This window comes from Mycobacterium sp. NGS56 (assembly GCF_059812425.1).
In genome coordinates this window covers 79,185-103,188 of the sequence record NZ_JCALCQ010000014.1, presented here as the reverse complement: position 1 = coordinate 103,188, position 24,004 = coordinate 79,185, and the positions used below count along the sequence as shown (strand labels likewise).

The 24,004-nt window shown below is 67.8% G+C and carries 26 protein-coding genes and 2 pseudogenes; 22 read left to right on the top strand and 6 right to left on the bottom strand.

What is annotated here, in order from left to right:
• Nucleotides 1-2: 2 nt before the first annotated feature.
• On the bottom strand, nt 3-884 hold the full coding sequence (locus AC5Y4F_RS23810; protein WP_067937355.1) for a D-alanyl-D-alanine carboxypeptidase family protein: 882 nt from the start codon (nt 882-884) through the stop codon (nt 3-5).
• A gap of 55 nt (nt 885-939) precedes the next feature.
• On the bottom strand, nt 940-2,727 hold the full coding sequence (locus AC5Y4F_RS23805; protein ID WP_499999031.1) for an N-acyl-D-amino-acid deacylase family protein: 1,788 nt from the start codon (nt 2,725-2,727) through the stop codon (nt 940-942).
• 93 nt (nt 2,728-2,820) lie between these two features.
• Between AC5Y4F_RS23805 and AC5Y4F_RS23800 the strand changes: the two genes are divergently transcribed.
• From AC5Y4F_RS23800 to trmD, 7 genes are all read left to right on the top strand, one after another.
• Nucleotides 2,821-3,843 (top strand): AraC family transcriptional regulator, encoded by a 1,023-nt coding sequence (locus AC5Y4F_RS23800; protein WP_499999029.1) that lies wholly within the window; start codon nt 2,821-2,823, stop codon nt 3,841-3,843.
• Nucleotides 3,837-4,256, top strand: coding sequence for a nuclear transport factor 2 family protein (locus AC5Y4F_RS23795; RefSeq protein ID WP_499999027.1), 420 nt, complete (start codon nt 3,837-3,839; stop codon nt 4,254-4,256). The genes AC5Y4F_RS23800 and AC5Y4F_RS23795 overlap by 7 nt, the downstream gene beginning before the upstream one ends.
• On the top strand, nt 4,257-4,427 hold the full coding sequence (locus tag AC5Y4F_RS23790; RefSeq protein WP_499999025.1) for a hypothetical protein: 171 nt from the start codon (nt 4,257-4,259) through the stop codon (nt 4,425-4,427). It abuts the gene before it with no gap.
• A 124-nt stretch (nt 4,428-4,551) separates the two neighbouring features.
• Nucleotides 4,552-5,085, top strand: a complete 534-nt coding sequence (gene rpsP, locus AC5Y4F_RS23785; RefSeq protein WP_067930555.1) for a 30S ribosomal protein S16 — start codon at nt 4,552-4,554, stop codon at nt 5,083-5,085.
• 8 nt (nt 5,086-5,093) lie between these two features.
• Nucleotides 5,094-5,336 (top strand): RNA-binding protein, encoded by a 243-nt coding sequence (locus AC5Y4F_RS23780; RefSeq protein ID WP_003878715.1) that lies wholly within the window; start codon nt 5,094-5,096, stop codon nt 5,334-5,336.
• 24 nt (nt 5,337-5,360) lie between these two features.
• Entirely contained in the window at nt 5,361-5,888 is a 528-nt protein-coding gene (gene rimM, locus AC5Y4F_RS23775; protein ID WP_499999023.1) for a ribosome maturation factor RimM, read from the top strand.
• A gap of 14 nt (nt 5,889-5,902) precedes the next feature.
• The gene (gene trmD, locus AC5Y4F_RS23770) at nt 5,903-6,610 is read left to right on the top strand and encodes a tRNA (guanosine(37)-N1)-methyltransferase TrmD (protein ID WP_067930549.1); all 708 of its coding nucleotides are present in this window, start codon (nt 5,903-5,905) and stop codon (nt 6,608-6,610) included.
• 115 nt (nt 6,611-6,725) lie between these two features.
• Here the strand turns inward: trmD and AC5Y4F_RS23765 are convergent, their stop codons facing one another.
• Nucleotides 6,726-7,697, bottom strand: coding sequence for a serine hydrolase (locus AC5Y4F_RS23765; RefSeq protein WP_067930546.1), 972 nt, complete (start codon nt 7,695-7,697; stop codon nt 6,726-6,728).
• A 341-nt stretch (nt 7,698-8,038) separates the two neighbouring features.
• On the opposite strand from AC5Y4F_RS23765, the gene rplS reads away from it, so the two are divergent.
• The 4 genes and pseudogenes from rplS to AC5Y4F_RS23745 all read left to right on the top strand — a co-directional run bounded on the left by rplS (nt 8,039) and on the right by AC5Y4F_RS23745 (nt 10,499).
• Nucleotides 8,039-8,380: a 50S ribosomal protein L19 gene (gene rplS, locus AC5Y4F_RS23760; RefSeq protein WP_067304506.1), complete on the top strand. Its 342-nt coding sequence runs from the start codon at nt 8,039-8,041 to the stop codon at nt 8,378-8,380.
• Between the two features lie 207 nt (nt 8,381-8,587).
• A complete protein-coding gene (gene lepB, locus AC5Y4F_RS23755; protein WP_369829664.1) occupies nt 8,588-9,379 on the top strand; it encodes a signal peptidase I in 792 nt (263 codons plus the stop codon).
• Between the two features lie 2 nt (nt 9,380-9,381).
• A pseudogene (locus AC5Y4F_RS23750) lies at nt 9,382-10,189 on the top strand (ribonuclease HII).
• A 4-nt stretch (nt 10,190-10,193) separates the two neighbouring features.
• The gene (locus AC5Y4F_RS23745; protein WP_003875077.1) at nt 10,194-10,499 is read left to right on the top strand and encodes a DUF2469 domain-containing protein; all 306 of its coding nucleotides are present in this window, start codon (nt 10,194-10,196) and stop codon (nt 10,497-10,499) included.
• A gap of 6 nt (nt 10,500-10,505) precedes the next feature.
• On the opposite strand, the gene AC5Y4F_RS23740 is transcribed toward AC5Y4F_RS23745, so the two are convergent.
• Nucleotides 10,506-11,276 carry a GAF and ANTAR domain-containing protein gene (locus AC5Y4F_RS23740; RefSeq protein WP_067930538.1) on the bottom strand — a complete coding sequence of 257 codons (771 nt, stop codon included), beginning with the start codon at nt 11,274-11,276 and terminating at the stop codon, nt 10,506-10,508.
• Nucleotides 11,277-11,570: 294 nt separating this feature from the next.
• On the opposite strand from AC5Y4F_RS23740, the gene AC5Y4F_RS23735 reads away from it, so the two are divergent.
• The 7 genes from AC5Y4F_RS23735 (at nt 11,571) to AC5Y4F_RS23705 (ending at nt 18,956) form a co-directional block, all read left to right on the top strand.
• A complete protein-coding gene (locus AC5Y4F_RS23735) occupies nt 11,571-12,551 on the top strand; it encodes an NAD-dependent epimerase/dehydratase family protein (protein ID WP_067930532.1) in 981 nt (326 codons plus the stop codon).
• A gap of 155 nt (nt 12,552-12,706) precedes the next feature.
• Nucleotides 12,707-13,084 carry a YraN family protein gene (locus AC5Y4F_RS23730; protein WP_067930529.1) on the top strand — a complete coding sequence of 126 codons (378 nt, stop codon included), beginning with the start codon at nt 12,707-12,709 and terminating at the stop codon, nt 13,082-13,084.
• On the top strand, nt 13,084-14,595 hold the full coding sequence (locus AC5Y4F_RS23725) for a YifB family Mg chelatase-like AAA ATPase (RefSeq protein WP_067930526.1): 1,512 nt from the start codon (nt 13,084-13,086) through the stop codon (nt 14,593-14,595). The genes AC5Y4F_RS23730 and AC5Y4F_RS23725 overlap by 1 nt, the downstream gene beginning before the upstream one ends.
• A gap of 178 nt (nt 14,596-14,773) precedes the next feature.
• Nucleotides 14,774-15,949 carry a DNA-processing protein DprA gene (dprA, locus tag AC5Y4F_RS23720; RefSeq protein WP_067930523.1) on the top strand — a complete coding sequence of 392 codons (1,176 nt, stop codon included), beginning with the start codon at nt 14,774-14,776 and terminating at the stop codon, nt 15,947-15,949.
• Nucleotides 15,950-15,983: 34 nt separating this feature from the next.
• Complete coding sequence (locus AC5Y4F_RS23715) at nt 15,984-16,841, top strand: siderophore-interacting protein (RefSeq protein WP_499999018.1); 858 nt, start codon at nt 15,984-15,986, stop codon at nt 16,839-16,841.
• A gap of 24 nt (nt 16,842-16,865) precedes the next feature.
• Nucleotides 16,866-18,026 (top strand): lactate 2-monooxygenase, encoded by a 1,161-nt coding sequence (locus tag AC5Y4F_RS23710; RefSeq protein ID WP_067936172.1) that lies wholly within the window; start codon nt 16,866-16,868, stop codon nt 18,024-18,026.
• Between the two features lie 33 nt (nt 18,027-18,059).
• The gene (locus AC5Y4F_RS23705) at nt 18,060-18,956 is read left to right on the top strand and encodes a tyrosine recombinase XerC (protein WP_067936169.1); all 897 of its coding nucleotides are present in this window, start codon (nt 18,060-18,062) and stop codon (nt 18,954-18,956) included.
• A gap of 89 nt (nt 18,957-19,045) precedes the next feature.
• Here the strand turns inward: AC5Y4F_RS23705 and AC5Y4F_RS23700 are convergent.
• A pseudogene (locus tag AC5Y4F_RS23700) lies at nt 19,046-19,516 on the bottom strand (M23 family metallopeptidase); the annotation flags it as partial.
• Nucleotides 19,517-19,832: 316 nt separating this feature from the next.
• Between AC5Y4F_RS23700 and rpsB the strand changes: the two are divergent.
• The 3 genes from rpsB to AC5Y4F_RS23685 all read left to right on the top strand — a co-directional run bounded on the left by rpsB (nt 19,833) and on the right by AC5Y4F_RS23685 (nt 22,967).
• Complete coding sequence (rpsB, locus tag AC5Y4F_RS23695; RefSeq protein ID WP_067936164.1) at nt 19,833-20,666, top strand: 30S ribosomal protein S2; 834 nt, start codon at nt 19,833-19,835, stop codon at nt 20,664-20,666.
• A 12-nt stretch (nt 20,667-20,678) separates the two neighbouring features.
• Nucleotides 20,679-21,494, top strand: a complete 816-nt coding sequence (gene tsf / locus AC5Y4F_RS23690; protein WP_499999014.1) for a translation elongation factor Ts — start codon at nt 20,679-20,681, stop codon at nt 21,492-21,494.
• A 66-nt stretch (nt 21,495-21,560) separates the two neighbouring features.
• Nucleotides 21,561-22,967: an amidase gene (locus AC5Y4F_RS23685; protein ID WP_067936159.1), complete on the top strand. Its 1,407-nt coding sequence runs from the start codon at nt 21,561-21,563 to the stop codon at nt 22,965-22,967.
• Nucleotides 22,968-23,013: 46 nt separating this feature from the next.
• Here the strand turns inward: AC5Y4F_RS23685 and AC5Y4F_RS23680 are convergent, their stop codons facing one another.
• Complete coding sequence (locus AC5Y4F_RS23680; protein WP_067936264.1) at nt 23,014-23,433, bottom strand: MarR family winged helix-turn-helix transcriptional regulator; 420 nt, start codon at nt 23,431-23,433, stop codon at nt 23,014-23,016.
• Between the two features lie 121 nt (nt 23,434-23,554).
• Here AC5Y4F_RS23680 and AC5Y4F_RS23675 point away from each other — a divergent pair, with 121 nt between their 5' ends.
• Complete coding sequence (locus tag AC5Y4F_RS23675) at nt 23,555-23,968, top strand: ChaB family protein (RefSeq protein ID WP_067936156.1); 414 nt, start codon at nt 23,555-23,557, stop codon at nt 23,966-23,968.
• Nucleotides 23,969-24,004: the final 36 nt, after the last annotated feature.

The window sequence follows — 24,004 nt, the reverse complement described above, 5'->3', positions numbered from 1 at the left end:
AGCTACAGCGAGCCGATGCTGGACTGCGGGCTCTGCGCGAATCCCCAGTCGAACAATGTCGCCGCCTGATCCCAGTACGTCGGTCCGCCCTCTTTGATCAGCCCGTACATCATGGCGATCACCAGCCGGCGGCCACCGCGCGCCGCGGCCCCGACGAAGGTCTTGCGGGCGGCGTTGGTGAAGCCGGTCTTGCCACCGATCGCGCCGGGATAACGCTGCAGTAGTTCGTCCTGGTTGGTGATCGGGTGATCGCCGTTGTCGCCGGGGAACATCGCCGACGGCTCGGCGGTGATCTGCGCGAACACCGGGTTGGCCATCGCCGCGCGAAAGATGACCGCCAGGTCGTGCGCCGTCGAGGAGCCCGAGCCCCCGGGGCCGTCCAGGCCGGACGGCGTCGCCGCGTGGGTGTTGGTGGCGCCCAGCGAGGCGGCCTTGGCGTTCATCTTGGCGACGGCGACCTCCGGCCCGCCCAGCATGTGTGCCAACGTGTTGGCGGCGTCGTTACCCGAGACCAGCAGCAGGCCATCGAGGAGTTGGCGTGCGGTGTAGGTCCGGCCCGGTTTGATGCCGACGCAGTTGCACTCCACCTGGGTGTCGGCGACGTCGGCGACGACGGTCGAGTCGAGGCTCACCGAGTCCAGGACGACCTGGGCCAACAGCGTCTTGATGGTGCTCGCCGGCGGGTGCGCCACATTCTGGTCCCGGCCGGCCAGCACCTGACCGCTGTCGAGATCGGCGATGATCCAGGTCTGCGCGGGGCCGTCGGGAATGGGGATCGAGCCGACCGGCTGCGTGTTGTCGGCCCAGGCGGTGGACATGGCGACGGTGGCGGTGCAGGTACCGAGCGCGAGCAGGGTAGCGGCTTTGGCCGTGAGCTTCCGCATGGCCGCAAAGTCTAACTTCGCCCCTGTTCGTAGCGGGACGGTTCCCACACGTCGGCTAGCCGGCAGTAGTCGCCGGCTCGGCCGCGGCCCAGGTGGTCGCCGCGTCAGCGCGCAGAAAGCTGCCGGTGCGCTCCGTGCCAAGCACCTCGGTGGGCCGCCCGTCAAGAAACACCGCTTGCCCGGCGACGAGCACGGCGCTGACGGTGTCGTCGTTGTGGTTGACCATCCGCGACAGTCCGCCGTACTGGTCGATCTTCTCTTCGGCGTAGTCGTCGAGCGAATCGTCCAGGTGCGCGGGGTCGACAATCACCAGGTCGCCGCGATCGCCCAGCCGCAGATGGCCGGCGTCGATCCGATACCAGTCGGCGAGTTCGCCGGTCATCCGGTGCACAGCGTGCTCGATAGTCATGAACGGCTTGCCGGCCTTTTCGGCGTCGTGGACGTGGCGCAGCAGCCGCAGCCCGAAGTTATAGAACGCCATGTTGCGCAAGTGCGCTCCCGCGTCCGAGAAGCCCATTTGGACGCCTGATTCACGGGCCAGCTTCTTGAGCAGCTCGGGACGGTGGTTGGAGATGGTGGTGCGCCACCGCAGCGCGCCGCCGTGCTCGACGACCAGGTCGAGGAACGCGTCGACGGGGTGCAGGCCGCCGCGGTCAATACCTACCTGCCCGAACGACTTACCGATCACCGACGGGTCGGGGCACGCCACGATTTCGGCATCGAAGAAGTCGCGGTGCCAGACCCGCAGCCCAAACTTGCTGTCGTAGTCCTTGCGGAACCATCGACGGTAGTCCTCGTCGCACAGGAGCTCATTGCGCGCGGCCACTTGTTCTTTCAGATGCATGGCCGCCGCGCCGGAACCGAACTCTTCGAAGATCACCAGATCGATGCCGTCGGCATACACCTCGAACGGCACCGGCAGGTGCTGCCAGCGAAAGTCCCCGCCCAGCTTGTTGATAAGGCGGGCCGCCGGGCCCATCACCGCGATCAACCAGGGGTTGGCTTTGATGTCGGCGGCGGAGAGCAGAGTGGTCTTCAGCTGCCTGCGGCCGATGCCCAGCGACTGCACTGCCTGTGATGCGATGTTGAGCGGGTTCTGAATGTCGGGACCCGCCTGCAAGACTCGCCCGCTGCGCCGCAGCAGGGATTTCAGCCTGCGCAGCTCTCGCGGCTTTGCATACGTGGACGGCAGGGTACGGGAGCGGCAGGCCTCGCCGTCAAGCTTGTCGAAAAGCAGTTGCTGCGAAGACATTCCGACGAACCCGGCCTGTAGGGCTGCGACGAGCATCTGCTCCATCCGTGTCTGCTCGGCCTTGTTCGGCCGCACGTCCTTGCGGGTGGCGCGGTCCAGACCCATTGTCGCGGCCCGCATGTCCGAATGCCCAATGAAGGCAGCCACATTCGGTCCCAAGGGCCGCGCCTCAAGGGCGGCGATGTACTCCTCGGCGGTGCTCCAGGTCTTGTGCCGGTTGACCGTGCCGATGACGTGCTCACGCGGGATGGCCTCGACGCGCGCGAACAAATCACCGGCAACTTCGCCGTCGACGTGAACGGTCGACAACGAACACGACCCCACCATCACCGTCGTCACGCCGTGCCGCAGTGACTCCGACAGCGACGGAGCGGCCAGCACCTCGACGTCATAGTGGGTGTGGATGTCGACCATGCCCGGCAGGACCCACTTGCCTGCGGCGTCAATCACCTGCTCGCAGCCCGTCTCGTCGAGCGCCCGCGGGCTGATCGCGGCGACACGGCCGTCGCGGATCCCGATATTGCGGATCGCCGATGGCGCGCCGGTGCCATCGAACCAGCGGCCGTTGCGGACTACCGTGTCGAAGCCCATGAGATTTCCTTTCCTGGTCGTTCTCTCACAGGATGCGGGCGCGGCAACGCCGGAGTCTTGACAATTGTGGACGATTATTTGACATTTTCTGACATGTCGGTGGTGCGGGGAACGTCGCTGTCGGGCTACCCCCGACTGGTCGCCGAACTGGGTGGCGATCCAATCGAGCTGCTTCGCGCCGCCGGCATTCGGCCCCAAGATGTCGGCGACCATGAAGTTTTTTTGCCTTACCGCAGCCTCATCGTGGCTGTTGAGACCGCTGCGGCAGCCACCTCAACTCGGGATTTCGGGCGGCGGTTTGCACTGCGGCAGGGCATCGAAATCCTTGGACCGGTCGGGGTGGCTGCGCGCACGGCGGCCACCGTCGGCGACGCGTTCATGATTCTCGAAACGTTCATAGCGGCCTACAGCCCAGCCATCTCCGGGCGAATCACCCCTGGCGCCAACCCCGAACAATTGTTCTACGCATTCGAGATCTTGATCGAGCGGCCGCCGCCGCACCCGCAGACCATCGAACTGTCCCTTGGGGTTTCGCTTGGGGTGATGCGGTTTCTGCTCGGCGCACAGTACGCACCCTTGGCGGTGCACCTTCCGCATCAGCCGCTGACGGCGACGGCCGACTATCTAACCTACTTCGGCTGCCGACCGCATTTCACACAACCGACAGCGGGCTTCACCCTCCGCACCGCCGATCTCGCGCGTCCCCTCAAACAGGACGCGCTCGCCCATCAAGCGGTGGTGCAGTACTTAACCGGGGTCACCACACATCAACCCGGCATGACTGAGTCAGTCCGCAGAATGGTTCGCCAACTACTACCGACCGGCACCGCTAGCCTCGAGTTGATCGCCGCCCAGTTCGATCTGCATCCCAGGGCGTTGCACCGCCGACTCGCCGCGGAGAAAACGACCTTCGGCGAACTCATTGATGGCGTGCGCCGCGAAACCGCCGAACACTACCTGCGCAACACCGACATGAGCTTGTCGCACCTCACCCGAGAACTCGGCTACGCCGAGCAGAGCGTGCTCAGCCGGTCGTGTCGACGGTGGTTCGGCTGCGGTCCCAGCAGCTATCGCCGTGGAGCCCGCTCGGATCGTGTTCAATCAACGAAATGTTGAGCTTGGAGGACATCTCGGACCGCCTGGAGATCCAGCAGCTGTTGGTGGACTATTCCACCGCCATCGACAACCGGCGATTCGACGACCTGGACAAGGTGTTCACACCCGACGCCTACATCGACTACACGGCGCTGGGCGGCATCAAGGGCCACTATCCCGAGGTGAAGAAATGGCTGGCCGAGGTGCTGCCCAACTTCCCGGTGTATGCACACATGCTGGGCAACTTCTCTGTCCAAATCGACGGGTACAAGGCCTCGTCGCGCGTGATCTGCTTCAACCCGATGGTGCTGGGCGGTGACAAGGACCAGGTACTGTTCTGCGGCCTTTGGTACGACGACGAGTTCGTGCGCACACCCGACGGTTGGCGCATGACGCGCCGGGCGGAGACCAAGGTCTTTCAGAAGGTGATGTGAGTGGCCGCGTTCGCCGCGTTCGCCGCGTTCGCCGCGTTCGCCGCGTTCGCCGCGTTCGCCCAGATTGCCGTCAGGGCTGTACCTGGCCTCCAGATCACGACCACGACGGCAATCTCGGTAACGCGACCGGCCGGTGAATTTCTGATCACCGCCCCTGTTCTGGCACAATAGGCGGCTGTCCGCCGAGCGATTACGCATCGCCGACCGGTCATACACGCGAGGCAAAACCGGATCGGGGCATCCCGCCCCGATCGCTGAATTGCAGCGTGACACACACAGGAGAAATCGCTTAACCATGGCTGTGAAGATCAAGCTCACTCGGCTTGGCAAGATCCGCAATCCCCAGTACCGCATCGCCGTCGCCGACGCACGGACCCGGCGCGACGGACGCTCTATCGAGGTCATCGGCCGCTACCACCCGAAGGAAGACCCGAGCCTCATTGAGATCAATTCCGAGCGCGCCCAGTACTGGTTGTCCGTGGGTGCCCAGCCCACCGAGCCCGTCCTCAAGCTGTTGAAGATCACCGGCGACTGGCAGAAGTTCAAGGGTCTGCCCGGTGCGGAGGGCCGCCTGAAGGTCGCCCCCGCCAAGCCCAGCAAGCTGGAGCTGTTCAACGCCGCGCTGGCCGAGGCCGAGGGCGGACCGACGACCGAGGCCGCAAAGCCGAAGAAGAAGGCCCCGGCCAAGAAGGCCGCGAAGGCCGCGAAGGCCGCGGACGAGTCAGCCGAACCCGAGGCCGCGGCCGAGGCCCCCGCGGAGACCGCCGCCGCTGAAGCCGAGGCGCCCGCCGAGACCGGCGAGCAGGCCGAGCCGACCACCGAAAGCTGATCGCGGCGATGAGTACGGTTGTCGTTGACGCTGTTGAGCACCTGGTTCGCGGGATTGTCGACAATCCCGACGACGTCCGGGTGGACATGGTGACCAGCCGCCGGGGGCGGACGGTCGAGGTCCACGTCCATCCCGACGACTTGGGCAAGGTGATCGGTCGCGGAGGTCGCACCGCAACCGCACTGCGCACGCTGGTCGCCGGTATCGGTGGTCGCGGCATCCGCGTCGACGTGGTGGACACCGACCAGTAGCGGGGCGCTGCTCATGGAACTCCCTTGGAGTTGACCGTCGGGCGCGTGGTGAAAGCCCACGGCATCAGCGGCGAGCTGGTGGTGGAGATCCGCACCGACGATCCCGATGCCCGATTCTCGCCGGGTAACACGTTGCGCGCCAAGCCGTCTCGAGGCGGTGCGGAACGCAACTGTGTCATCGAGAGTGTGCGCGAGCACGGCGGGCGGCTGCTGGTCCGACTGGCCGGCGTCACCGACCGTGACGCCGCCGACGCGCTGCGCGGGACCCTGTTCGTCGTCAATTCCGAGGATTTGCCCGAGATCGACGAGGCGGACACCTACTACGACCATCAGCTCGAAGGCCTGCGCGTGCGCACCGCCGCGGGCCAGCAGATCGGTGTCGTGGCCGAGGTGTTGCACACTGCGGCGGGTGAACTGTTGGCGGTGCGACGTGATGCCGGCGACGAGAAGCGGGAAGTGTTGGTGCCGTTCGTGACTGCGATCGTCACGGCGGTGTCGCTGGACGGCGGAACGGTTGAGATCGACCCGCCCGAAGGCTTGCTGGACCTGTAACGGGGATCTTCGAGATGAGAATCGACGTCGTTACCATCTTTCCGGCTTATCTGGATCCGCTGCGGCAATCGTTGCCGGGCAAGGCGATCCAGTCCGGCCTGGTCGATCTGCACGTGCACGACCTGCGGCGCTGGACGCATGACGTGCACCGCTCCGTCGACGATTCGCCGTACGGCGGTGGCCCGGGGATGGTGATGAAGGCGCCGGTGTGGGGGGAGGCGCTCGACGAAATCACCTCTGCCGAAACACTTTTGATTGTTCCCACCCCCGCGGGGCGGTTGTTCACGCAGGCGACGGCCGCGCTCTGGAGCGTCGAGACCCACCTGGTGTTCGCCTGCGGTCGTTATGAGGGCATCGACCAGCGGGTCATTGAGGATGCCGCGGGGCGGATGCGGGTCGAGGAGGTTTCGATCGGCGACTACGTGCTGCCCGGTGGCGAGTCGGCGGCCGTGGTGATGATCGAGGCGGTGCTGCGCCTGCTCGACGGAGTCCTTGGCAATCCCGCGTCGCACCGAGACGATTCGCACTCGCCGGCGTTGGACCGGCGCCTGGAGGGACCCTCCTACACCAGGCCGCCGAGCTGGCGTGGGCTCGACGTCCCCGAGGTGCTCCTGTCCGGTGACCACGCGCGAATCGCGGCGTGGCGCCGGGAGATCTCGCTACAGCGGACTCGCGAGCGCCGCCCCGAGTTGCTTGAGCCCGGCGACGATGCGGTCCGCTAGAGCGGACCGAGGAGGAGTTGGGCCATCGGGCTTGAGCCCGGCGACGATGCGGTCCGCTAAAGCGGACCGAGCAGGAGTTGGGCCATCGGGCTGAGCCCGGCGACGATGCGGTCCGCTAGAGCCCATGTCGGGGCACGTCGATTCGGCCCTCGGGAAAGATCGTCTTGACCGCGCGGGTGATGGTGTCGCGTGCGGTGGCGTCATCGGCGGGCTGCAGGGACTGGACCACCATGATGTAGCGGCGGTCGGCCCCGATCACCCCGGTCGAAAGATGCATCCAGTCACTCCCGATGCAGCACATCCAGCCCTGCTTGACGGCGACCGGCTCGGCATACAGGCCGTCGGGGATGCCGAATCGCTGCGGGTAGCCGTCGAGCCCGTTGGGGGTGGACTGCGACAGGTCGTTGACGATGATCTTGGCCTCATCTGCCGGCAGACCACCGGATCCGTCCAGCAGCATCTCGTAGTAGCGAATCAGGTCGGTCACCGAGCTCATGGTGTTCCACCACCGCCCGTCGCTGGGCGGGGTGGTGGAGGACAGGCCGTAGCGGGCGGCCACCTCCGTGATGATGGCGGCTCCGCCACCCTGACCCCAGAACCTCTCGGCCGCCCCGTCGTCGGATGACTGCAGCATCACGTCCAAGGCCTGGCGATCATCGGCGCTCAGCGGCGCCTTGCCCTCGCTCTCGTGCAGCAACAGATCGTCGGCGATGAACAACTTGGCCACTGACGCGGTGCCGATGATCTGGCTGTTTCCGTTGGCGATCAGCTGATGGGTGGTGCGATCGAGGATGGCCACCGACAGGGCGGCGCCACTGGCAGCGGCCTCGTCGGCGGCAAGCTGGACGCGGGCCTGCAGCTGACCGAATCCCGGACCCGGTAGGGCCTGTTGCGGGGGAGCGGCCGCCTCGAGCCTTAGCGCGGCCGACTGCGGGGCAGCGGAGGTGGGTGGCGCGGCGATGATCCGAACGGGCGCGCTGACCGGCAGGCTGTATACCTTGGCCTGGACCAGCGCCTCAGAACCGGCGGCAACCACCAACGTCACCGCCGCGGTGGCGGTGACCAGCGTCAGTGGACGTACCCGCATCCGTCTCCTCCGGCGTGACTTCGACACAGTGCAACAGCGGGACCATCGCGCTACCTGTACCGGCCATCACGCTCCTGCGCGGAAGCGCATTCTGACCCCAGTCATATGTACCATTTACCAGCGTGTTTGGCGCGCTACGAACCGCCGACTCGCTGTGATTTTCGCGGCACGCGCCCCGTCTGGCACAATTGACCAGTTGTCTCCAGCGGTTGCAGGCCGGTTGAGCGGTTTCCCGCCTGCTGCGAGATACGCCAGAAAGCCCGAAACCATCGGCTTGGCGACCGCCTCACACCTGCGTGTGGGTAGCTGCCGTCGGCCGCGACCTCAAGGAAGTGTCTCGCATGAACCGGCTGGACTTCGTCGATCAAGCGTCGCTGCGCGACGATATTCCGGTTTTCGGCCCGGGCGACACGGTCAACGTGCACGTCAAGGTCATCGAGGGCGCCAAGGAGCGAATCCAGGTGTTCAAGGGCGTGGTGATCCGTCGTCAGGGCGGGGGCATCCGGGAGACCTTCACCGTGCGCAAGGAAAGCTATGGCGTCGGCGTCGAGCGGACCTTCCCGGTGCATTCACCCAACATCGACCACATCGAAGTTGTGACCCGCGGTGACGTCCGCCGCGCGAAGCTGTACTACCTGCGTGAGCTGCGCGGCAAGAAGGCCAAGATCAAAGAGAAGCGCTGAGCGGGACGCCTTGGCGGCGCTGGTGATTCGTCCCATCCTTTCTCCGGTGCGCCGGTTGGCCGGGCCACCACGCGCGCTGGCTACGCTGATCTCGTGACCGATACCGCGGATTCATCGAAGCCCGAGTCCCACGCCGGCGAATCAGATCCGAAGGTCTTTACCCGCGCCCCGGAGACGCCCCCGGACGACGCCGGGACTTCGGGCGGATTGGTGCCCGAACGGCCGCCGGTGGCGGAGGCGCCCGACGAGGGCGAACCGGCGGACGCCAAGCATTCGACGTTGCGCGAATTCGCGCTGCTGGCGGTGATCGCCGTCATCCTCTACTACGTCATGTTGACCTTCGTGGCGCGGCCCTACCTGATCCCGTCGGAATCCATGGAGCCCACGCTGCACGGGTGTACCGGCTGCGTCGGCGATCGGATCATGGTCGATAAGGTCAGCTACCGATTCAGCGCCCCCCACCCCGGTGACGTCATCGTCTTCAAGGGCCCGCCCCCGTGGAATCTCGGCTACAAGTCGATCCGGTCCAACAACACCGTGCTGCGCTTTGTGCAAAACGCGCTGTCCTTCGTCGGCTTCGTGCCGCCCGACGAAAACGACCTGGTGAAGCGGGTGATCGCGGTCGGCGGCCAGACGGTGCAGTGCCGTGCCGACACCGGGTTGACGGTTGACGGCAAGCCGTTGAAGGAGCCGTACCTGGATCGCAACACCATGGCCGCCGACCCATCGGTGTACCCATGCCTGGGCAGCGAGTTCGGGCCCGTCGCCGTCCCGGCTGGGCGGCTGTGGGTGATGGGTGACAATCGGACGCATTCGGCGGATTCTCGGGCCCACTGCACTAGCGTCCCGACCGAAGCCCTCAAGGGTGTCTTGTGCACCGGCGACCCGACCTCGGGAACCGTGCCAGTGTCCAACGTGATCGGAAAAGCAAGGTTCATCGTGTGGCCGCCGTCCCGGTGGGGTGGTGTGGGATCGGTGAACCCGCAACAGAATCGGTAGCCGTGGTCACGACGTGGCCGCCGCGGACGGTGATCCGCAAATCGTCGGGGTTACGCACCCTGGAATCCGCGCTGTACCGCAGCGGTTTGGGACCGGTGGCCGGCGTCGACGAGGTCGGCCGCGGTGCCTGCGCCGGGCCCTTGGTGGTGGCAGCCTGTGTGCTCGGACCGGGACGACTGGAAAGCCTTGCCGCGCTTGATGATTCCAAAAAGCTGACCGAGGCTGCCCGGGAGAAGCTGTTCCCGGTGATCCGCCGTTATGCGCTGGCCTATCACGTGGTGTTCATCCCGCCGGGAGAGGTGGACCGGCGCGGTGTGCACGTCGCCAACATCGAGGGGATGCGCCGCGCCGTCGCCGGGTTGTCCGTGCGGCCCGGCTACGTGCTGAGCGACGGGTTCCGGGTGCCCGGGCTGGCCGTCCCGTCGCTGCCGGTCATCGGTGGCGATGCGGTCGCGGCGTGTATCGCGGCGGCCAGCGTGCTGGCCAAGGTCAGCCGGGACCGTTTGATGGTCGCCATGGAGACCGACCATCCCGGCTACGGCTTCGCCGACCACAAGGGCTACAGCACGCCGGCGCACAGCGCGGCGCTCGCCCAGCTGGGTCCGTGCGCGGAGCATCGTTATTCCTTCATCAACGTGCGGCGCGTGGCCGACGGGTCCGGCGGCCGGGTGGTGGCCGACTGCCAACCGGACCCACCGCTGCAGCGCGACGGATATCGGTGAGGAAAGATGGGTTCCGGATTGCCGCCCCGGCGAACGGCAGCTAGCGCCGGGATGCCCGGGGAGAGCTGTCTGGGAGAAGGACGTCTGAGCAGATGAGTGCAGAAGATCTCGAAAAGTATGAAACCGAGATGGAGCTCTCGCTGTACCGCGAATACAAGGACATCGTCGGCCAGTTCAGCTACGTCGTGGAGACCGAACGGCGGTTCTACCTGGCCAACAGCGTGGAGATGACGCCGCGCAACGCCGACGGTGAGGTGTACTTCGAGCTGCGACTGTCCGACGCCTGGGTGTGGGACATGTACCGGCCCGCGCGGTTCGTCAAGCAGGTGCGGGTGGTCACCTTCAAGGACGTCAACATCGAAGAGGTCGAAAAGCCCGAGCTGCGGCTTCCCGAGTAGCGGGGGCTAGGTATTCGGCGGCAGCTGGTTTTCGCCGGGGATGGGCAGCTGGCCGCGCTTCTCGATGACCTCGCGGGCAACGTCGGCCAGCTTCACGTTCAGCGCCTGAGAGTGGCGCCTCAGCAGGTCGAACGCCTGGTCCTCGCTCATTTGGTGCAGCATCATCAGCATGCCGACGGCCTTGCCGATCTCGCGGTTGCTGAGCAGGCCGCGTCGCAGGCTTGCCGAGTCCTCGCCCTTGGCGACCGCGTTGATGGCGACGCTGGCGAACGCCGCCAACACCGCCGCCCGCCCCGCGGACTCGGCGTCGAACATGTTCGGGGTGTCGCTGAATAAGTTGAGCGCCGCCGCTTTGCGCTTGTCGACCAGAAGCCGAAATCCCATCGCGCCGCGCACCGGGGTCTCTGCGACCAAGACCTCGGCGAGCTTTGGCCACAGCGACGGCGTGGTCAAGTCCGTGTCGATCTGCGGTGTCTCTTCCTCGATGGCGTCGATGCATGGGCCGTCGCCGGCCCGGCGTTCCAGGTCGTCGATGGTCTGCGCCAGACGGTCGCTGGCACCGACGGTGATGTATCTGTCGTTCTCGCGCACCAACAGGCTGGCGTGGTCACAGCCACGGACGATCAGGGTGGCGGCCACGCAGATGGCGGCATATATCTGGTGGACATCCGAGCCCTGGTAGATGATCTCGGCAAGGGCGGCGAAAACCGTCGCGGGGTCAGCCTCCTCCCCGGCAGTCGCGGGTGCATCCGCGTCGGTATTCGATTCGTCCGCCATGCTGCTGCCTCGATTCGGTGTCGGCGGTGTGATCCGCTTTCGATCGCCGTAAATTATGGGTCGCCCACGACAGCCTTGCATGCTGTTCCGTCGGGTTGCGGCCGATCTGGGCATCTTGCCGCTCGCCGTTGATCGCCAAGCCTTCGCTGATTGTGCGAAGTGTCCGCACGCCCAACCGCTCGGGGATCGCGAGACGCTGGAAAAATGGTGCTACCACGCCGAAGGCGCGCGCTGGGTCTTGGTGATGTTCGGTCGCGGGGTTTCGGCTGGCCGCGGGAGGGAAGGACGTTCTGAATGGGAGTGACCGTCGCGGTGACCGGACCAACCGGGGAGATCGGTATCTCCGCGGTGACGGCGCTGGAGCGCGAACCGGCCGTCGACGCGATCATCGGCATGGCCCGCCGGCCGTTCGACCCGTCGTCGCGCGGCTGGCAGAAGACCAGCTATCAGCAGGGCGACATCCTGGACCGCGACGCCGTCGACGCCTTGGTCGTGCAGGCCGATGTGGTGATCCACCTGGCCTTCATCATCATGGGCTCGCGCGACGAAAGCGCCCGCGTGAATCTCGAAGGAACCCGCAACGTATTCGAGGCGACGGTGGCCGCCGAGCGGCCCCGGCGCCTGGTGTACACCTCGTCGGTGGCGGCGTACGGCTACCACTCCGACAACCCCGTCCCGCTGACCGAGGACGTGCCCACCCGGGGATCGGCGGAGCACTACTATTCCGAGCAGAAGGCGGCCTGCGAGGAGCTGCTCGCCGACATCACCAAGGATTCCGCCCTCGAGGTGTTCGTGCTGCGGCCCTGCGTGGTCGCCGGGCCCAACGCCACCGCGCTGGCCGACGCCATGCCGTGGAACCAATTGCCGGGCCCGATGCGTGCTGTGGTCAAAGCCGTCCCCATCCTGAAGCCGGTGGTGCCCGATCCGGGCTACCCGTTGCAACTGGTGCACCACGACGACGTCGCGACGGCCGTCGCGCTGGCGGCCACGGCCCCGGCTCCCCCGGGGGTGTACAACATCGCCGGTGACGGAGTGGTGACGGTGGCCGACGTGGCCAGGGCGTTGGGCGGGCGCCCGGTGCGGGTCCCCGCCGTGGCGGCCACGGCGGCATCGGCCGCGATCGCGCGGGTGCCGGGGGTGCCGTCCATGCTGGAATGGCTGCACACGGCGCGGACGTCGATGGTGATGGACACCACCAAGGCCAAGACCCAACTGGGCTGGCGTCCGCTGCACTCTTCGGCCGAGACGCTGGAAGCGCTGGCCGCGGGGGCGTGAGGGCGCACGGGGCGAGCGACCCGGTCAGTTCTCCGCATCCGGGTGTCGCCGGCGGCTGTGGATGGACTTGGCACTGGGGGTAACTCGCCGGCGCGGGCCGTCGCGGGGTGCGATGACATCACGTCTCGTCGGGGGCGCGGGGCACCTTCATCCACATGACAACCGAAACGACGATGACCCGGATCCAGCTGGGGGCAATGGGTGAGGCGCTCGCCGTGGATCATCTGACGCGGATGGGATTGCGGATCCTGCAGCGCAACTGGCGTTGCCGCTACGGCGAGCTCGACATCATCGCTCGCGACGACGCGACTTCGACGGTGGTGTTCATCGAGGTGAAGACCCGTACCGGGGACGGATACGGAGGACTGGCGCATGCTGTCACCCCGCGCAAAGTTCTCCGGTTGCGCAGGCTGGCCGGGCTGTGGCTGGCCGGCCAGGACCAGCGCTGCGCGGGAATCCGCATCGACGTGATCGGCGTGCGGGTCGGGCGGCGCCGCACTCCCGAGATCACCCACCTGCAAGGGATCGCCTGATGGCGCTGGGCCGCGCGTTCTCCGTCGCGGTGCGCGGCGTGGATGGACAGATCGTCGAGATCGAAGCCGACATCACCTCCGGGCTGCCCGGCGTGCACCTGGTGGGCTTGCCCGACGCCGCCCTGCAGGAGTCCCGCGACCGTGTCCGGGCGGCCGTCACCAACTGCGGTAACACCTGGCCCATGGCGCGGCTGACGTTGGCGCTGTCGCCGGCGACGCTGCCCAAAATGGGGTCGGTCTACGACATCGCCCTGGCCGCCGCGGTGTTGTCGGCGCAGCGCAAGAACCCGTGGGACCGACTGGAGAAAACGGTGCTGCTCGGGGAGCTGTCGCTGGACGGGCGAGTCCGGCCGGTGCGCGGGGTGCTGCCCGCCGTGCTGGCCGCCAAACGCGACGGCTGGCCGGCCGTGGTGGTTCCGTTGGACAACCTAGCCGAGGCCAGCCTGGTCGACGGGATCGACGTATGGGGCGTGCGCACGTTGCGGCAGCTGCAGAAGTGGCTCAGCGGCGGCGGCGCCCTGCTCGGCAGGATCGATGTGAAGCCCACCGACGGTGAGCCCGAGGCGGATCTGGTCGACGTGGTAGGGCAGACGCAGGCGCGGTTCGCGGTGGAGGTGGCCGCCGCCGGAGCGCACCACCTCATGCTCACCGGGCCGCCCGGAGTAGGCAAAACCATGCTCGCCCAACGCCTTCCGGGGTTGCTGCCACCGCTGACGGAGGCCGAGTCCCTGGAGGTCACCGCGATTCACTCGGTGGCAGGCTTGCTGTCGGGAGAAACGCCGTTGATCACCAGGCCGCCTTTTGTGGCGCCACACCACAGTTCCAGCGTCGCCGCGCTGGTAGGCGGAGGGTCCGGGATGGCCCGCCCGGGCGCCGTCAGCCGGGCGCATCGCGGGGTGCTCTTTCTCGACGAGTGCGCCGAGATCCGCGTCAGCGCGCTGGAAGCTCTGCGAACACCGTTGGAGGACGGCGAGATTCGCCTGGCGCGCCGCGATGGGGTGGCGTGTTATCCCGCCCGGTTCCAGCTGGTCCTGGCAGCCAACCTGTGCCCGTGCGCCCCGGCCGACCCGCAGGACTGCATCTGCGCGGCGGCGGCCAAACGGCGCTACCTGGGCAAGCTTTCGGGGCCGCTGCTGGATCGGGTAGACCTACGCGTGCAGATGCATCAGGTGAAGGCGGGGGCGTTCGCCGGCGGAAGCGGTGAATCGACGGGGCAGGTCCGCCATCGTGTGGAGCTGGCGCGCGCGGCCGCCGCCCAGCGCTGGCTGCCGCACGGATTCCGCACCAACGCCGAAGTCAGTGGGACGCTGCTGCGCCGAAACTTCCGCCTCAGCAACGCGGCAATGGAGCCCCTACAACGGGCGCTGGACCGCGGACTGCTCAGCATCCGTGGACTTGACCGCACGTTGCGCGTCGCGTGGAGCCTGGCCGACCTGGGCGGCCGCACGTCTCCCGGAACCGACGAAGTCGCTGCCGCACTCAGCTTCCGCCAACCCGGGGCGCAGCGATGAGCCCCTCGACCCGTCGGCCCGGCGCGTTAGCAGCGCGCCGTCGTCGGCCGGTCAGTGTGCCCCCCACGCAGCGCCATTGTCACGGTCACCGGTATCGCGAGCGCTCGGACGAATCGCGCCATGCCGCGGCCTTTTTCACCTCGCGATTGCATCGCGCGCAACCCGATGGAGGCCGGCGATGACGCCGGCGCTCGACGATCCCACGCTGCGCGCATGGGCCTATCTGTCGCGGGTGGCCGAGCCGCCCTGCGCCGAACTTGCCGCCGTAGTGCAGCGCGCCGGCCCCGTCGAGGCCGCCGAGCGGATCCGGCGTGGAATGGTCGACGACAACGTTGCCCGCCGTACCGAAGCTCGGCGCGAAATTGACTGCAGTGCAAGTGATCTCGAGATGCTTGCCCGGCGCGGCGGACGGTTGATCACCCCGGACGACGACGAGTGGCCGCTGCTGGCGTTCGCCGCATTCCGCGGCGCACTTCGACCCGGCGGCGGTGCGCCGATGGTTCCGCCGATGGTGTTGTGGGCATTGGGGCCCGTGCGGCTCGACGAGGCCGCGCACCGGGCGGCGGCCGTGGTCGGAACGCGCGCTTCGACCACTTACGGTGAGCACATCGCCGGCGAACTGGCGGCCGGGTTGGCGCAGCGCGACGTCGCCGTGGTCTCGGGCGGCGCCTACGGCATCGATGGCGCGGCCCACCGCGCCGCGCTGGACTGCGAGGGCGTCACGGTGGCCGTCCTGGCCGCCGGGCTCGACGTTCCCTACCCGAGCGGTCACAGCGCACTGCTGCACCGGATCGGCCAGCAGGGCCTGTTGTTCACGGAATACGCGCCCGGGATTCGCCCGGCCCGCCACCGGTTCCTGACGCGCAATCGGCTGGTTGCCGCCGTGGTAGGGGCCGCCGTAGTGGTCGAAGCGGGTCTGCGTAGCGGCGCGGCCAACACCGCGTCCTGGGCGCGGGCGTTGGGGCGGGTCGTCGCGGCGGTACCCGGGCCTGTCACGTCGTCGGCGTCGGCAGGCTGCCATGCCCTGCTGCGCAACGGCGCCGAGCTGGTCACCCGCGCCGACCACGTCGTCGAACTCGTCGGCCACATCGGAGAACTGGCCCGCGACGAGCCGCATCCGACGACGCCGCTGGACGGCCTCAGCGACGCCGAACGCCGGGTTTACGAGGGGCTGCCGGGCCGCGGCGCCGCCACGGTGGACGAGATCGCGGCCGCCTCGGGAATGGTTCCTGAGCAGGCGCTGGGGCCGCTGGCGATGCTCGAGCTGGCTGGGCTGGTGCAGCGCCAGGACGGGCGGTGGCGCATTGTTCGGGTCACCGCAGGTCAGGCCGCGTCGACGACGCGACTCGTATAGTCGACCAGGGGTTGGGGTTTGGACAGGAGGACAAGTGGCGGGTCGACCACTGCAACGCTTCGAGGTTGTCGGTACCGAACAACTCACACCTCACATGGTGCGGATAGTGCTCGCAAGCAAGGATTTTGGTGCTTTTGTGCCGAGCAAGTTCACCGACTCCTACGTCAAGCTGGCGTTTGTCGCCGACGACGTCGACGTGGCTACACTGCCCGCGCCGCTGACCCTCGACAGCTTCGCGGACCTGCCGCCGGAGAAAAAGCCTTCGGTGCGCACGCTTACCGTCCGCCACGTCGACGTCGAGACACGCCGCATCACGCTCGACATCGTTGTGCACGGAGAGCACGGCGTAGCGGGCCAGTGGGCGTCCACGGCCCAACCCGGTCAGCCGATCTACCTGATGGGCCCCGGCGGCGCGTACACACCGGACCCGGCCGCCGACTGGCACCTGCTGGCGGGCGACGAATCGGCGCTGCCGGCCATCGCCGCGGCGCTGGAAGCGCTGCCGCCCAGCGCGGTCGGCAAGGCGTTCATCGAGGTTGCGGGCCAAGAGGACGAGATCCCACTGACCGCACCCGAAGGTATGGAGGTGCGCTGGGTCTATCGCGGCGGCCGTGCCGACCTGGTTCCCGAGGACCGTGCCGGCGACCACGCGCCACTGATCGAGGCCGTCACCAGCGCCTCCTGGCTGCCTGGGCAGGTGCACGTCTTCATCCACGGCGAGGCCCAGGCCGTCATGCACAATCTGCGCCCCTATATCCGCAAGGAACGCGGTGTGGATGCGAAATGGGCGTCGTCGATCTCGGGGTACTGGCGCCGCGGTCGCACCGAAGAGACCTTCCGGCAATGGAAGAAGGAACTGGCGCAGGCAGAGTCGGCCAACTCGTCAGCCTGACGACCGCCTGGCATTGTCTACCGCATGGCATTTGGCGACTACCAGAACGAGATCTACTTCAAGGGCCTGGGCGGGGTGGCGCCCGCGCTGCCGATGGTCTTCGCGGAGCTGGAGGCGCGGGCCGAGCGGGCCATGTCGCCGTCGGTCTGGTCGTATGTCACCGGCGGCGCCGGCGACGAACGCACGCAGCGGGCCAACCGGGAGGCGTTTGATCACTGGGGCCTGATACCGCGCATGTTCGTCGGTGCCGCGGCTCGCGACCTGTCGGTGCAGATGTTCGGCTTGACCTTGCCGTCGCCGGTGTTCATGGCGCCGATCGGCGTCATCGGCATCTGTGCCCAAGACGGCCACGGCGACCTGTCCACCGCGCGCGCCGCGGCGACCACCGGCGTCCCGATGGTGGTGTCCACCCTGACCGCCGACCCGATGGAAGACGTCGCCGCGCAGTTCGGTGACACGCCCGGCTTCTTCCAGCTGTACACGCCCAAGGATCGAGACTTGGCCGCCAGCCTCGTGCACCGGGCCGAAGCCGCCGGTTACAAGGGCATCATCGTCACCCTCGACACTTGGATTCCCGGGTGGCGGCCGCGCGACCTCACGACGGCCAACTTTCCCCAGCTGCGGGGGCTGTGCCTGAGCAACTACACCAGCGATCCGGTTTTCCGCGCCAGCTTGCAGCGTCCGCCGGAGGAGGACCCGCAGGGCACCGTGCTGCAGTGGGTGACGACGTTCGGGAATCCTTTGACCTGGGACGACCTTGACTGGTTGCGGTCGCTGACCGACCTGCCACTGATCATCAAGGGCATATGTCACCCCGACGACGCGCGGCGCGCCAAGGACGGCGGCGTCGACGGGATCTACTGCTCGACGCACGGCGGTCGCCAGGCCAACGGCGGCCTGCCCGCCCTCGCGTGCCTGCCGGGAGTCGTAGAGGCGGCCGACGGGTTGCCGGTCTTGTTCGATTCGGGGATCCGCAGCGGCGCCGACGTCGTCAAGGCGCTCGCGCTGGGGGCCACGGCCGTGGGGATCGGCCGGCCGTACGCCTACGGCCTGGCGCTCGGGGGCGCCGACGGCATCGTGCACGTGTTGCGATCGATCCTGGCCGAAGCGGACCTCATCATGGCCGTCGACGGCTATCCCGCGCTCAAAGATCTCACCCCGGACACACTTCGGCGCGTCGACTAGAGCGCCCCGGCCCGGGCCTGCGACCGTGGGCGAGTGCAGGCGATCCTCGAGGAGTTCGACGAATACCTGGACTTGCAATGCGGCCGTTCAGCCCACACCCGCCGCGCCTACCTCGGCGACCTGCGCTCGCTGCTCGCCTTCATCGGAGACCGCGGGACAGGTCTGGACGGGCTGAGCCTGCCCCTGCTGCGCTCCTGGCTGTCGGCCGCGGCCGCGGCCGGTGTCGCCCGCACGACACTGGCCCGGCGCACCTCGGCGGTCAAGGCCTTCACCGCGTGGGCCGTGCGGCGTGGGCTGCTGACCGCAGACCCGGCCGGCCGGCTGCAGGTCCCCAAGGCACACCGCACCCTGCCCTCGGTGCTGCGCCAGGACCAGGCCGCAGAGGCCATGGCCGCCGCCAAATCCGGTGCGCAGCAAGGAGATCCGCTGGCGCTGCGTGACCAGCTGATCGTGGAGCTGTTGTATGCCACCGGGATCCGGGTCAGCGAACTGTGCGGCCTGGACATCGACGACGTCGACACCCGGCATCGGCTGCTGCGCGTGCTCGGCAAGGGCAACAAGCAGCGCAGCGCGCCGTTCGGCAGACCGGCGGGCCAGGCGCTCGACGCGTGGCTGGCCGACGGCCGTCCGGAGCTCGCGACAGCGGAGTCGGGCCCGGCGCTGCTGCTGGGCGCGCGGGGCCGCCGGCTCGACGTCCGCCAGGCGCGCACGGTGGTGCATCAAACCATCGCCGCGGTAGACGGGGCACCGGACATGGGACCGCACGGCCTGCGGCACAGCGCGGCCACGCACCTGCTTGAAGGTGGGGCTGACCTGCGCGTTGTTCAGGAGTTGCTCGGCCATTCGAGCCTGGCGACCACCCAGCTGTACACCCACGTCGCGGTGTCCCGGTTGCGCGCGGTGCACGATCAGGCCCACCCCCGGGCGTGAGCGTGAGCTGACGGCGGCGAGCGTGCCGCCAGGGCGGCGCAGAAGCACACCCGCTGCCAGAAGCGCACACTCAAGCGGAAGACTCAGCGGTTCAGCGGTTTGAGCCGGATCGGCGTGGACTTCAGCAGACCCAGCGGATCGACGTAGTCCGCGCCCGACGCCGGGCCCCACATCGCGCCCCAGTGCAAACACGCTGCTACCGGGCACCCGGCATGCCCAGCCATCAGTTCGCCGATCACGGTTGCGGCCGTCACCGGCTGGCCGACCCGCACGGCCGCCCGGACCGGCTCGTAACTGGTGTGCAAGCCACCGGGGTGGGCCAGCGACACCACTGGCCGCCCGGCCAGCAGCCCGGCGAATACCACGGTCCCGCGCCCCGCGGCGTACACGGGCTGACCAGCGTTGCCGGCCAGGTCCACGCCCCGATGTCCGGGATTCCAGTTGGGCGATGGGGCGTTGAACGTCCGGGCGACGGCCGGAGGCGGGCGCAGCGGCCAGTCCAGTCGATCCTCGGCGGCGACCGCAGGCACCGCGTTGACCAGGCCAGCGCACAGCAGCAACGCTCTCCACCGCATCCGGGCAGTTCAGCGCTCCAGCGCCGGTCTGGCCACCCGGCCCCGCCGGTTTTGTGGACGAGCGGCCCGGTTGGGGAAGCGTGGCAAAAGCACCTGCTGAGTCGGTGTAAACTGCTGGTCGCAGCTCGTTCGCGGGCTGACTTCGCGCGTCTGCATCGCGTCTCTGGTTCCACTAGGAGTTCGCATTGCGTGCCGGGCGGTCCCGACCGGGTTTTACCCGGGCGGGTCCGGCATCGCAGCAGCCGCCAGGGCCCGGCCTCACCCGATGCCAGGCGACAACCGACACACGTAAGGCACAACCATGGCCGTCGTAACCATGAAGCAGCTGCTGGACAGCGGCACCCACTTCGGGCACCAGACCCGTCGGTGGAATCCCAAAATGAAGCGGTTCATCTTCACCGACCGCAATGGCATCTACATCATCGACCTGCAGCAGACGCTGACCTTCATCGACCAGGCGTACGAGTTCGTCAAGGAAACCGTCGCGCACGGCGGAAGCGTGCTGTTCGTCGGCACCAAGAAGCAGGCGCAGGAGTCCGTCGCCGCCGAGGCGACCCGCGTCGGCATGCCGTATGTGAACCAGCGCTGGCTGGGCGGCATGCTGACCAACTTCTCCACGGTGCACAAGCGGCTGCAGCGCCTCAAGGAGCTCGAGGCGATGGAGCAGACTGGTGGCTTCGAGGGTCGCACCAAGAAAGAGATCTTGATGCTGACCCGCGAGAAGAACAAGCTGGACCGCAGCCTCGGCGGTATCCGCGACATGGCCAAGGTGCCGTCGGCCATCTGGGTCGTCGACACCAATAAGGAGCACATCGCCGTCGGCGAGGCCCGCAAACTCGGTATCCCGGTCATCGCGATCCTGGACACCAACTGCGACCCCGACGAGGTCGATTACCCCATCCCGGGCAACGACGACGCGATCCGTTCGGCCGCATTGCTGACCAAGGTGATCGCTTCCGCGGTCGCCGAGGGGCTGCAGGCCCGCGCCGGAGTCGGCCGCGGCGACGGCAAGCCCGAGGCCGAGGCCGCCGAGCCGCTCGCCGAGTGGGAGCAGGAGCTACTGGCCTCCGCTACCGCCACCGCCCCCACCGACGCCGCTGCGGGCACCCCCGAACCAACTACTGAATCCTCATAGGAAGGCTGACCATTGGCGAACTTCACCGCTGCCGACGTCAAGCGGCTTCGGGAACTCACCGGTGCCGGCATGCTCGACTGCAAGAACGCGCTGGCCGAAAACGACGGCGACTTCGACAAGGCCGTCGAGGCGCTCCGCATCAAGGGCGCCAAAGACGTCGGCAAGCGCGCCGAGCGTGCGACCGCCGAAGGTCTGGTCGCGGCCCAGGGCGGCGCGCTGATCGAGCTGAACAGCGAGACCGATTTCGTTGCCAAGAACGCGGAGTTCCAGGCGCTGGCCGACCAGATCGTTGCCACGGCCGCGTCGTCGAAGGCCAAGGACGTCGACGAGCTCAAGGCCGCCACCGTCGGTGACAAGACCGTCGAGCAGGCAATCGCGGAGCTGTCGGCAAAGATCGGCGAGAAGTTGGAGTTGCGCCGCGTCGCGAACTTCGACGGCACCGTCGAGACCTACCTGCACCGGCGGGCGGCCGACCTGCCGCCCGCGGTCGGCGTGCTGGTCGAGTATGAAGGCTCGGACACCGAGGCCGCCCACGCCGTAGCGCTGCAGATCGCCGCGCTCAAGGCCCGCTACCTATCCCGCGACGATGTGCCGGAGGACGTGGTCGCCAGCGAGCGCCGCATCGCGGAGGAAACCGCCAAGACGGAGGGCAAGCCGGAGCAGGCCCTGCCCAAGATTGTCGAGGGCCGGCTGAACGGCTTCTTCAAGGACGCCGTGTTGCTCGAGCAGCCGTCGGTGTCCGACAGCAAGAAGACCGTCAAGGCGCTGCTCGACGACGCCGGTGTCACGGTGACGCGGTTCATCCGCTTCGAGGTGGGTCAAGCCTGACACGCCCGAGCCGACGACAGACGGGTCACCTCTCGGCGGCGCCGGGCGCAGGCTAGCGTCAGTGCCATGCGACACGTGCACGCGTTCGGCGACGATGCCCTTGGTGATTTGGATGCGGTCGGCCTGGCCGATGCCCTGAAATCCGGCCAGGTCGGCAGGGCCGAGGTGGTCGAGGCGGCGATCGCGCGCACCGAAGCCGTCGACCCGCTGCTAAACGGGTTGGCGTACGCGGCTTTTGACCAAGCGCGGGCGGCCGCGGCGGGCGCTCCCAGCGGGTACTTCGGCGGCATTCCGACCTTCATCAAGGACAACATCGACGTCTCCGGACAGCCCACCATGCACGGCACCGACGCGTGGACGAGCCGGAATGCCGTCGCAGACAGCATCTTCACCCGGCTGTTCTTGGGCACTGGGCTGACCTCGGTGGGCAAGACGCAGTTGTCCGAATTCGGGTTCAGCGCATCCGCCGAGCACCCGCGGCTGGGCCCGGTCCGCAACCCGTGGGACACCGAGTACACCGCCGGAGCGTCGTCGTCGGGTTCCGGCGCGTTCGTCGCCGCCGGCGTGGTGCCGATGGCGCACGCCAACGACGGCGGCGGTTCGATCCGCATCCCGGCCGCGTGCAACGGGTTGGTCGGACTCAAACCGTCGCGTGGTCGGCTGCCTCTGGACGCGACGCTGCGCCGGTTACCGGTCGGCGTCGTCGCCAACGGCGTGGTCACCCGCTCAGTCCGTGACACCGCGGCCTTTTACCGCGAGGCCGAGCGCATCTGGCGTAACCCCAACCTGGCGCCCGTCGGGGACGTCACCGCACCCGGCAGGCAGCGGTTGCGCATCGCGGTGCTGACCCGGTCGGTGCAGCGCGAGTGCAGTCCGCACATTCGGGAACTGACTTTGAAGTCCGCCGGTCTGCTCGAGGAGCTGGGCCACCGTGTCGAGCACGTCGAAGAGCCCCCAGTCGCGGCCAGTTTCGCCGACGACTTCGTCATGTATTGGGGATTCCTGGCGCTGGCCCAGGTCCGCGGGGGCCGCCACCTGTTTGGCGAAACATTCGATTCCAGCAAGCTGGACCAACTGACGCTGGGTCTTCTTCGTCATACCAGCCGCAACATTCACCGCCTCCCGACGGCCATCGTGCGGTTGCGCCGGGCGCGCAGACGTACCGCACGGTTCTTCCGTACCTACGACGCGGTGCTCACTCCGACACTCGGCGGCGAGACGCCCCGCATCGGATTCCTGGCGCCCACCGATTACCAGCAGGTCATCAGCCGGCTGATCGACTGGGTCTCGTTTACCCCCGTGCACAACGTCACCGGCGAACCCGCGATCTCGCTGCCGCTGGCGCAGTCGGCCCACGGCATGCCGGTGGGCATGATGCTGTCGGCGGATATGGGGCAGGAATCGCTGCTGCTCGAATTGGCCTATGAGCTCGAAGAGGCCCAGCCATGGGCGCGTATTCACGCCACCGGCTGATTGACCTGGCGCGGCCTGGTTTCACGCGCCCGCGCCGCGCTAGCCCCTAGTCGGAGCCGAGCTTCTCGAGCATTCTTTTGAACTCACGCTGCTGAGTTTCGGTGAGCCGGGACAAGATGCGGGTGTCGGCGCCGCGGACCGCTCCTTCGGCGCGTTTGAGCAGGGCGCGGCCCTGGCCGGTCAGGTTAGCCGGCAGCGCGCGCCCCGAGGACACCGACGACGGCCGCGCCACGGCGCCGACCTCTTCCAGCTTGCGCAGGACCGTGTTCATCGCCTGCGGGGTGACATTGGTGTGGCGGGACAGCTCGGCGCTTGACGTCCCCGGGAACAGTGAAAGTATGCGCAGGCAAACGAATTCGGGCAGGGTCAGGCCCAGCGGACCCAACGCGGTGGCAACCTCTGGTCGCAGCACCGCCCCAACCCGGTAGAGGAGGTATCCCAGCGGAGCGTCGTCGGCCTGACTCATGTCAACGATATTGACATATTTGTACCGGCCGATGCGTGCATTGCTCAGACCGTGATTGTTGGCGCCCCGAAGGGGTAACCGACCGGTTACCCGCAGCGCTTGCGGCACATGAGGAGGTTCGATGCCGAAGACGACGAAAGGCGGCGCGGCCAAAAAGAGCGAGTTGCCCAGTACGTTGCAACGTTCCAGCGCCAAAGCCCAACGTACGTTCGCGAAATCCCATGACGCGGCCGCCGACCAGTACGGCAGCGAGGAGCGCGCCCACCGGGTGGCGTACGCCGCTGTCAAGCACAGTTTCGAAAAGGTCGGTGACCACTGGGAGTCCAAGGACGAAAAGGGCCCATCCGATGCGCGAGCCGAGAGCGGCGGCCTGCGGCCAACGGGGGAGTCGGCCGAGGGTGTCGATGCCAACGCCAGCAAGAAGCACCTGCTCGACCTGGCCCGCCGTCTTGACATCGCCGGTCGGTCCAGTATGAACAAGTCGGAGTTGGTCGACGCGATCAAGAAGCACAACCGCCGGGTTCGGGGCCGCTGAAATCGCGTCACGCCAGGCAGAGCCTGACCGTAGAGT

Coding starts and splice junctions, on each gene's coding strand:
- AC5Y4F_RS23735 (WP_067930532.1), top strand. CDS start 11,571: ATGGGAGTGACCGTCGCGGTGACCGGACCAACCGGGGAGATCGGTATC.
- AC5Y4F_RS23810 (WP_067937355.1), bottom strand. CDS start 884: ATGCGGAAGCTCACGGCCAAAGCCGCTACCCTGCTCGCGCTCGGTACC.
- AC5Y4F_RS23725 (WP_067930526.1), top strand. CDS start 13,084: ATGGCGCTGGGCCGCGCGTTCTCCGTCGCGGTGCGCGGCGTGGATGGA.
- rpsP (WP_067930555.1), top strand. CDS start 4,552: ATGGCTGTGAAGATCAAGCTCACTCGGCTTGGCAAGATCCGCAATCCC.
- AC5Y4F_RS23675 (WP_067936156.1), top strand. CDS start 23,555: ATGCCGAAGACGACGAAAGGCGGCGCGGCCAAAAAGAGCGAGTTGCCC.
- AC5Y4F_RS23745 (WP_003875077.1), top strand. CDS start 10,194: ATGAGTGCAGAAGATCTCGAAAAGTATGAAACCGAGATGGAGCTCTCG.
- AC5Y4F_RS23730 (WP_067930529.1), top strand. CDS start 12,707: ATGACAACCGAAACGACGATGACCCGGATCCAGCTGGGGGCAATGGGT.
- AC5Y4F_RS23800 (WP_499999029.1), top strand. CDS start 2,821: ATGTCGGTGGTGCGGGGAACGTCGCTGTCGGGCTACCCCCGACTGGTC.
- dprA (WP_067930523.1), top strand. CDS start 14,774: ATGACGCCGGCGCTCGACGATCCCACGCTGCGCGCATGGGCCTATCTG.
- AC5Y4F_RS23765 (WP_067930546.1), bottom strand. CDS start 7,697: ATGCGGGTACGTCCACTGACGCTGGTCACCGCCACCGCGGCGGTGACG.
- trmD (WP_067930549.1), top strand. CDS start 5,903: ATGAGAATCGACGTCGTTACCATCTTTCCGGCTTATCTGGATCCGCTG.
- rpsB (WP_067936164.1), top strand. CDS start 19,833: ATGGCCGTCGTAACCATGAAGCAGCTGCTGGACAGCGGCACCCACTTC.
- AC5Y4F_RS23805 (WP_499999031.1), bottom strand. CDS start 2,727: ATGGGCTTCGACACGGTAGTCCGCAACGGCCGCTGGTTCGATGGCACC.
- rplS (WP_067304506.1), top strand. CDS start 8,039: ATGAACCGGCTGGACTTCGTCGATCAAGCGTCGCTGCGCGACGATATT.
- AC5Y4F_RS23780 (WP_003878715.1), top strand. CDS start 5,094: ATGAGTACGGTTGTCGTTGACGCTGTTGAGCACCTGGTTCGCGGGATT.
- AC5Y4F_RS23685 (WP_067936159.1), top strand. CDS start 21,561: ATGCGACACGTGCACGCGTTCGGCGACGATGCCCTTGGTGATTTGGAT.
- AC5Y4F_RS23740 (WP_067930538.1), bottom strand. CDS start 11,276: ATGGCGGACGAATCGAATACCGACGCGGATGCACCCGCGACTGCCGGG.
- AC5Y4F_RS23710 (WP_067936172.1), top strand. CDS start 16,866: ATGGCATTTGGCGACTACCAGAACGAGATCTACTTCAAGGGCCTGGGC.
- AC5Y4F_RS23795 (WP_499999027.1), top strand. CDS start 3,837: ATGTTGAGCTTGGAGGACATCTCGGACCGCCTGGAGATCCAGCAGCTG.
- AC5Y4F_RS23680 (WP_067936264.1), bottom strand. CDS start 23,433: ATGAGTCAGGCCGACGACGCTCCGCTGGGATACCTCCTCTACCGGGTT.